Annotated in this window: 8 protein-coding genes and 1 pseudogene; 2 read left to right on the top strand and 7 right to left on the bottom strand. The window is 63.8% G+C overall.

Going from position 1 to position 8,101, the window contains the following annotated elements:
• Nucleotides 1-301, top strand: a 301-nt coding sequence (locus ACFE71_RS13825) for a TauD/TfdA dioxygenase family protein (protein WP_375429354.1), incomplete at its 5' end; no start/stop codon positions are given.
• Between the two features lie 13 nt (nucleotides 302-314).
• Here ACFE71_RS13825 and ACFE71_RS13820 read toward each other — a convergent pair.
• From ACFE71_RS13820 to ACFE71_RS13790, 7 genes and pseudogenes are all read right to left on the bottom strand, one after another.
• Complete coding sequence (locus ACFE71_RS13820; protein WP_375429355.1) at nucleotides 315-965, bottom strand: RBBP9/YdeN family alpha/beta hydrolase; 651 nt, start codon at nucleotides 963-965, stop codon at nucleotides 315-317.
• 396 nt (nucleotides 966-1,361) lie between these two features.
• Nucleotides 1,362-1,481 (bottom strand): annotated as a pseudogene (locus tag ACFE71_RS13815) (IS481 family transposase); the annotation flags it as partial.
• A gap of 186 nt (nucleotides 1,482-1,667) precedes the next feature.
• Nucleotides 1,668-2,258: a malonic semialdehyde reductase gene (locus ACFE71_RS13810; RefSeq protein ID WP_375429353.1), complete on the bottom strand. Its 591-nt coding sequence runs from the start codon at nucleotides 2,256-2,258 to the stop codon at nucleotides 1,668-1,670.
• A 36-nt stretch (nucleotides 2,259-2,294) separates the two neighbouring features.
• Nucleotides 2,295-3,242 (bottom strand): VOC family protein, encoded by a 948-nt coding sequence (locus ACFE71_RS13805; RefSeq protein ID WP_375429352.1) that lies wholly within the window; start codon nucleotides 3,240-3,242, stop codon nucleotides 2,295-2,297.
• Between the two features lie 12 nt (nucleotides 3,243-3,254).
• Nucleotides 3,255-4,115 (bottom strand): fumarylacetoacetate hydrolase family protein, encoded by an 861-nt coding sequence (locus ACFE71_RS13800; protein WP_375429351.1) that lies wholly within the window; start codon nucleotides 4,113-4,115, stop codon nucleotides 3,255-3,257.
• Nucleotides 4,116-4,152: 37 nt separating this feature from the next.
• Nucleotides 4,153-4,359 (bottom strand): dodecin, encoded by a 207-nt coding sequence (locus tag ACFE71_RS13795; RefSeq protein ID WP_375402258.1) that lies wholly within the window; start codon nucleotides 4,357-4,359, stop codon nucleotides 4,153-4,155.
• 265 nt (nucleotides 4,360-4,624) lie between these two features.
• On the bottom strand, nucleotides 4,625-7,096 hold the full coding sequence (locus tag ACFE71_RS13790; RefSeq protein WP_375429350.1) for a TonB-dependent receptor: 2,472 nt from the start codon (nucleotides 7,094-7,096) through the stop codon (nucleotides 4,625-4,627).
• Between the two features lie 114 nt (nucleotides 7,097-7,210).
• Here ACFE71_RS13790 and ACFE71_RS13785 point away from each other — a divergent pair, with 114 nt between their 5' ends.
• Nucleotides 7,211-7,906 carry a TetR/AcrR family transcriptional regulator gene (locus tag ACFE71_RS13785; RefSeq protein WP_375429349.1) on the top strand — a complete coding sequence of 232 codons (696 nt, stop codon included), beginning with the start codon at nucleotides 7,211-7,213 and terminating at the stop codon, nucleotides 7,904-7,906.
• The last annotated feature ends 195 nt before the right edge of the window (nucleotides 7,907-8,101 follow it).

Raw genomic sequence — 8,101 nt, 5'->3', positions numbered from 1 at the left:
ATCAGCTCTCATCCTGATCGCCGCTCGCTTCTCATCCAGATCGTCGCGCTACAGGGTGTTGTTCGTCAATGCGAGCTTCACGTCCCGGATCGACGACATGGATGAGGCGGAAGGCGCGGAGTTGCTCCGCCATCTGCTCGACCGGTTCAAGACGCCCGAATACCATGTCCGCTTCCGCTGGACGCCGAACGCGGTCGCGATCTGGGACAATCGCTCCACGCAGCACTATCCGGTCGCCGACTACTGGCCCGCCAGGCGCCGGATGGAGCGGGTCACGATCGCCGGCGACGCGCCGTCCTGACGGGCATGGCCGCTCACCACGATGAACGAGCGGTCACCTCGGTCGCCGTGGCCAGCGCCGCACGCGCATCGCTGGGTGTCCTCGTCCTTCCCGACCAATCGCTGGACGCCGCGATCACACGTTCGAGCAGCGCCAGACCGTCCGGCCAGTGACCGATCCCGCTCGCCGCGTTGATATGGCCGGCAGGGCCGATCTCGATAAAGTGTCCACCCCATCCGGCCGCGTAGCTATGCGCCCGCTCCGGCGTCGTCCAGGGATCGTTGCTGCTCGCGACCACGATGCAGGGGAACGGCAGGATCACCCTGGGACTGGGCGCAAAGGTCGACAGTTCCTCCGGTACGCCGGGCCGATCCACGTCGGCGGGCGCAACCAACAGCGCGCCCGCGACCGGCCAACCATAAGACTGCGGTGACAGTTGCGCCCACCACGCCACCGTCAGGCATCCAAGGCTATGAGCCGCCAGAATGACCGGGGCACGTGCTCCCGCGATCGCACGGTCCAGCTTTGTGACCCAGCTATTGCGGTGCGGCCGGTCCCACGTGCCTAACTCCGCCCGCACCGTGTCGTCGCGGTCGCGCTCCCATAGGCTTTGCCAGTGCGTCGGGCCGGAACCGCCGAGCCCGGGCACGGTCAGGACGGTAGGCCGAAGCGCCTCGTGCGACATGAAGCCCGCCACGATGCGTTCTCCGATAGAGCGGAGCGATACGGTCCGGCGCTCCATGAGGAGCTTGTCGGGCCCATGCGCCTCACCTTCGTTTACGCCTACTAACCCGATAGGCAATCGACCAGCGCCGAGCCGGTCGGCGTGTGCGACCGGGATGGACCGCGTACCGACGGATGGGTGTGATCATCGGTTCCCGTCGGGCTCGCTTGTTGCGGGATTGATCGTTTCGCGTCTCGTCCGGCAGTAGATATCGGGCCGGCCGCGCTCCCCGAACCGTGCCCCGTCACCCTATGCCGACCGATGGCCGCGGCGATGCGCTGATACGTGAGGCGTGGTTCGCCGGACAAATAGAAGTTCCGGAGCCGCACGCCGGCTCCCTGGAGCAAGCCGAGCGCAGATGTTTGGTCCCGGCGATTGATGGTGCGGGTTCGATATAGGCCTGTCCGGGTCATCGGCGCATGCTTTGCAGATAACCTTTTAGGGTGAAGGACCGCGCAAGGTCTTGAGCCGGCGGGCGAGGAGGCGAGACGCAACACGGATGTCACGCCGCTGCTGCAGTGCAACATATCGCGTCTGCGCACCGCCCGCGCCGATAGGCTTACGCTCGAAGTGATCGGGATAGCGGCGTTTGAAGACGACGCCATCACGGGGCAGCCGCATGGCCTGCTTGACTGCCATCGACGCGCCAGTTCGCTTTCCCTCTCAGATGATCCGTGCCACCTCGCCGAACTCAAGCCGAGGCGAGCGACCGAACACCTTGTTCGGATCCCCGTGGCCGATCCCGCAGACCAGATTGGTCCGCCAGCTCGAGTCGGCGAAGAACTCGGCATCGACCTTGCCTGGATCGAACCCCGACATGGGGCCGACGTCGAGGCCCACCGCCCGCAACGCCAGCATGTAGTAGGCCGCCTGCATCGAGCCGTTACGGAACGCGGTTGGCTGAATGACGGCGGGATTGCCGGTGAAATAAGACGCTGCATTAGGATTATGCGGAAACACCCGGGGCAGCAGGGTGAAAAACTCCGCATCAAAAGCGATGATCGCCACCACGGGCGCGGTCATGACCTTGTCGATGTTGGTCGGCGCCAGTGCCGGCTTCAGCCGCTCCCTCCCCTCCTCCGAGCGAAGGAACACGAGCCGCATCGGCTGCGTGTTCATGGAAGTGGGCCCCCATTTCGCGATATCGTAAGCGGCGCGCAGTTCCTCGTCGCTCACCGGATCGGGAAGCCACCCGTTCTGCGAACGCGCATCGGTGAACAGCGCCGCCAGCGTGGCCTCGTCCAGCATCTTCATTCTCTGTCGGTCCTGATCGATTTGAGAATAATTCGCTCAGGCGCGCGCGAACGAGCCTTCGCGATCCACCTCGTAGTTGTGGACGAAGTCTTTCGGCACTTCGGGACCCCAGGAAGCCAGGCTGTCTTCCATGCCGTAATTCGTCGGCGTCCAGAGCGAATGATCGTCGATATGGTCCATGTCGGAAAAATACTCGAACCACGAGCCCCAAGGATCCTGGATATAGTGGAAGAAGTTGGACCCTATGGTGTGCCGGCCGAAACCCCAGTCGCCGCGCTGCGACTTGGCGAGCAGCGCACGGCCGCCGCGACCGACCTCGTCGGGGTCGTGGACCTGGAAGCTCACATGGTGAAAGCCGACGCCCGGCGACTTGGCGAAGGCGACGACATGGTGATCGCTGTTCTTCGTGGCGCAGGTAAAGGCGATCACGTCCTGGGCGTGGTCGGCCAGCCCCATCCCCAATGCCGTGGTGAAGAACTCGACGCTCCCCATCACGTCCGGGCTGAAGACCAGGATGTGGCCGAGCCGGAGCGGCTTTGCCGGCGGATATTGACGCTGCGGCAGCATCGCCGAGCGGCGGGAGCGCACGACATGGCCCGGCGCGTTGATCGCGAACGGCGTTTCGGCCGCCGTGAGTTCGGGGTCGCTTGGATGCTCGCTCAAATGGATCAGCATGCCGTTCGGGTCCTCGACCCACAGGCCGTTGTCCTCGAAACCCTCCGGCGCCGCGACCAGCGTGCCGCCCGCCGCGGGCACCGCCGCCGCGATCCCGTCGAGATCGTCCGCGCGCAACGAGATATGGTGCAGCCGCTTCTGCGGGAAGCCGCCGAGGAGCAGCACCGAGTCCCGGTCCTGCCCCTCGCAGCGTAGATGGGCCACCTCGCCTTCCACGGTCGCGACCAGGCCCGCATCGGTGTAGAATTTAATGCCCACATCGAGGTCGGGAACCTCCAGCGTGAGGGACATCGCGCTCAGAACGGCCATCGGTCTATACTCCTAGCTGGTGGCGACGACGCGGTTCTCGATCGCGCCGATGCCGTCGATTTCGCACCGGACGACGTCGCCCGGCTGAAGGAAGGTTTGTGGTTCCATGCCGACGCCGACGCCCTCCGGCGTACCGGTCGCGATCAGGTCGCCGGTCTCGAGGGTGAACGCCTGAGATAGATAGGCGATCTGCGCCCACAGACTATGGATCATGTTGCCCGTGTTGTTCTGTTGCCGAAGCTCGCCGTTGACCCAGGCCCGCAAGCTTAGATCGTGCGGGTCGCCGACCTCGTCGGCCGTGACGATCCAGGGACCGATCGGCCCGTGCGTGTCGAAGGATTTGCCCATCGTGAATGTGGGCGTGTGGAACTGCCAGTCGCGGGCGGAGACGTCGTTGGCGACGAAATAGCCGAAGATGTGGTTCTTGGCTTCGGCTTCCACGACCCGCTTGGCGGGCTCGCCGATGACCGCCCCCAGCTCGACCTCATAATCCAGCTTCTCGGTCACGCCGGGATCGATGTCGTCATACGGGCCGGCGATGCAGGTCGTCTGCTTGTTGAACCAGGTCTGGTGCTTGGCGCGCGCGACGCCCAGCTTGTCGGCCTCCTCCAGATGCTTGGCGTAGTTCATGCCGATCGCCAGATACTTGCCGGGCCGCTCGATCGGAGCGAGCAGCCTCACCTCGGCTAGTTCATGGGCCGGCTCCGCCCGATCGACTTGCTCACGCAATTCGTCCAGGGCCTGCGGCCCAGCCCCGGCGATGGCTTGAATGGTGGTCCAGCGGCTTCCGGCGGCGATCAGATCGATCACGCCCGTACCCTTCAGCGCACCGATCCGGGCGGTTCCGTCGATATCGTAGCGGAGAAATTTCATGAAAAATTCGACCTAGCTGCTGATGGACAAGAGCCTGCTATTCGAGCGTGAACCCGACCTTCAGTGTCACCTGGAAATGTTGCACTTTCCCGTCGACGATGTGTCCCCGGGTCTCGACCACCTCGAACCAGTCGAGATTGCGCACCGTCTCGGCGGCCTTGCCGACCGCGCCCTGGATGGCGTCCTCGATCGAAATCTCGGACGAGCCGACGATCTCCACCACTTTGTACGTGTGCCCGGGCATGGTCTTCTCTCCTGTCACGCTGCTTGAAATCCATGCGGCCCATGGTGGTGCCGCCGGCAAGAGGCGGCGTGGCCTGGCCTCCTCCCTACGCGCCAGCACCGCGTCTGGATCCGCTCGCCCGAGGAAGGAATGGTGCGCCATGAGGCCGGTCGACCGTTCACCTCTACCGCGGCCCGCCGGATCATCGGCGCGCTCTTACCGCCGAACGTCGGGACGACGCTCCGACGGCAGGGACAAAGCGGGAGCGGGGCGGCGGTCATCGCCTTCAGAACTTCACGGATCCGCGCACGCCATAGGTGCGCGGAACGTTGGGCAGGGCCACCACGGCGCTGCCGACCGCGAGCGTGTTGGCATTGAGGAGGAAGCGGTCATTCTCGATATTGCGCACGAAGCCGGCCACCGACCAGCGATCGTCCGCGGGCGCGAACGTCAGCTGGGCGTCGCTCTGCCAGGTCGAGCCGACCAGCTGATCGGCCACGAAATCGAAGCCGACATAACGGCTTGACCGATATTGCGTGTTCGCCGTGGCGACCAGCTTGTAGTCGCCGATCTCGAACGTCTGATCGACCCCGAGATTGACCGTCCATTTCGGTGAGTTGAACGCCGGTCGGCCGGAGCAGTCGACGATCCGCGTCGTCGGCGCCGTCGGCGAGATCGCCGCGGCGCAGCCGGTGAAGGGAGGCGCGTTTCCGGTCGGGACGACGTAGGTGAACCGATCGTAATTGGTATGCAGATACTGGACCTGCGCGTTGAGGATGGTCGTGGGCGTGGCGAGCAGCCTCGCTTCCGCCTCCGCTCCGTAATTGGTCGACCGACCGATATTGCGGACGAAGAAGTTCTGGCGTCCGGTGCTATCCACGCCGATCGAGGCGAGCTGCTGGTTCCGGTACTTCCACAGAAACGCCTCGACGTTCAGCTGCAGTCGATTGTCGAAGAAGCGATTCTTGCTGCCGGCGGTCCAGGCGGTGATGTATTCCGGCTGGTATTGCTCGAAACCACGTACCGGCTGTTGGCCGCCGGACCGAAAACCGGTCTCCACACTGGCGTACAGCAGCGATTGCAACGCGACGTCGACCTCGATCGCGCCGCGATAGGTGATCCTGTCCATGGTCTGCGTGTTGTTCACCGCGATCAACGGACCACGTGCGAGAATGGCTCCCGTTCCGATCAGCGGAACGACGGCACCGAATGCCGGGAGCGGCAGCCCGAATTGAGAGGGAAAGGATACTTGCGGCAGCAGAGGCGCGGTCGGGCACGCCGGCGCGGCGCAGACCACGGTGAAGCCATCGGCGGTGCCGCTGAAATCCTTGCTGTCATGCGTGTAGCGCACGCCACCGACCAGCCGGAACGCGTCAGTCAGGTGCGCGGTCAGCCTTGCGAAGACCGCTTTCGACTCCGTCTTCTGGAGATTGTCCTGAAAGTTCGCGAGAGCCTGCTGGCCGACCGCGAAGCGCGCCTTGTTCCGTTCCCAAAAATACAGCGCGCCGAGCGTGTAGTCGATTGGTCCGACCCGATCGCCCGCGAACCGTGCCTCGGTGCTGAACTGCTCATCCTTCTGGAAGACGTTCGCCAGAAATCCCTGAGTGTTGTTGGTGTTGTCCTGTGTATCGGAGCGCAAGGCGGGAATGACCGTGAGCGTACCGAACCTGGTCTGATAGGCGATCTCGGCATTGACCCCGAAATACTCGTTGTCGACATAGCTGAGGTCCTGAAGGTCCGTCAGTGTTCGGCCCGCAGGGCCGCCGAACAGGGTGCGCCGGAATGCCTGGGCCTTGGGATCGAACAGCCCGACATTCGGCCCCAATCCGCTCGGCGTCACGACATATTGCCCTGCCGCCGGATTGAAGCGGTACGCGCTGACATAATAGGCGCCCACGCCACGGCCGCCGAGACTCTCGTAATCGCCGCTCACGCGAACGGTGAGATCGGGCGTTAGCTCGCCCAGGAGCTGCACGCGGAACGCGCGCGTCTTCTCATCGCTGGTGCCGTCCGAAAGATAGCCGTCATGGTCGATGACGCTCCCCGAGACGCGCAAAGCGCCATTCGGCCCAAGCGGCAGGTTGATCGCGCCCTCGGCCGTGACCGAGTCGTAATTGCCGTAGCTGGCGGTCAGGTAGCCGGACAGTTTACCCGCTTTCGGGCGCACCGGGATCACGTTGATGGCGCCGCCCGTGGCGTTGCGGCCATAGAGGGTGCCCTGCGGGCCTTTCAGAACCTCGATCCGTTCGAGATCGTAAAAAAATCCGGATGTCGAACCGGGGCGTCCCAGATAGACATTGTCGTAGTTGAAGGCGATCGAGGAGTCGAAAAGCGGATTGGCCGTGAAGTTGCCGACGCCGCGCAGGAAGATGTTTGGACGACCACCCCCCGCCGGGGTGACGCTCAACGATGGCACGAGCGAGCCAAGCGCGGTTGGATTGCTGATGCCACTCCTCAGCAGGGCCGATGGCGATATGACATCGACGGGTACGGCAGCGCGTTGCAGGTTCTCCTCCCGGCGCTGCGCCGTGACGATGATGTCCCCGAGGCCGCTGGCAGGCACTTCCTGGGCCGTGTCGGCCGCCGCAGAGTCGACCTTCGGCTCGGTCGACGGGCTGGTCGTGGAAGGATCAGGCGACGTGGTCTGCTGACCATAGCTCGGCGAAGACACGAGCGCGATTGCACCCCAGGCGACTCCAATCATCAAAGCAGCGCGCATACATTCCTCTCCGATTATCTGCCCGGTGATCCAGGTCATTTTTAACCGTACTGTATGGTGTGCTAAAGGAGTGATCCGCGCCTAGTCAAGCAAAAACCGTACATGCGGGTCCGAGACCGATTATGACACATCGCGCCTTCTTCCATCCGGGGAGTGCCGGCGTCCGTTGATCAACCGCGCCGTACGGTTTCAGCCTGCACGTCGGTTGTCGGAATCAGTGTAAAACCGTACAGGCCTGTCCACCTGCATTGGGAGAATACGTTGCGAGTCAGGACCGAGGACCGACGCCAGGCGATCATCGAGGTCGCGCTCGGGGTCTTCCGCGAACATGGTTTCGAGCGATCGAGCATGGCGATGATCTCTCGTCGGCTCGGTGGCTCGAAGGGCACGCTCTACGGCTACTTCAAGTCGAAGGAGGACTTGTTCGAAACCACGATGAAGACCGCGAGCGAAGGTCCCGGGGATCAGATCATGGACCTGCTCGATCCCAAGGCGAAGGACGTCGGGGCCATGCTTTGCAAATTCGCCGCAGCTTATCGCGGCTTCATCCAGAGCGATGAGGTTCTCAGGATCACTCGAACGGCGATCCACGAGGGCGCTGGCTCCTCGCTCGGCCCGCACCTGTTTGATCAAGGTCCCGGCCGCGCGCTGTCAAAGCTGAGCAACTTCTTTGCGGACATGGTGGAACGAGGTAAGTTGCGCGAAGCACCTCCCGAGCAGGTCGCCCGTCACTTCAAGGGGCTGATCGAGGCGGGTGTGCTGGAAGAGGCCCTGTACGGGGCGGCGACGATCTCCGACAAGGCGACCGCGGAGGGGATTGCCGCTTTCATGCGCGCCTATGCAGCGTGAGTCGGCGCCGAATCTGGCGAACTCATGAGATCGATTAGCTGGCGCCGCGCTTGCGCGCACTCTGTCAGGCAAGACCGACATGTCCGTTCATCTGGAAATACGCGGTTGTCCTCGCGGCGATGTCGGATGTCGAAACACCCGGCGCGAGTTCGATCAGCTCGAACGACGACGCGTGATCCGGTCGGCTGAACACGG

Origin of the sequence: uncultured Sphingomonas sp., assembly GCF_964237155.1 — a bacterium.
In the GTDB taxonomy this organism is placed as follows: Bacteria; Pseudomonadota; Alphaproteobacteria; order Sphingomonadales; family Sphingomonadaceae; genus Sphingomonas.
This window is presented reverse-complemented; position numbering and strand designations above follow the sequence as displayed.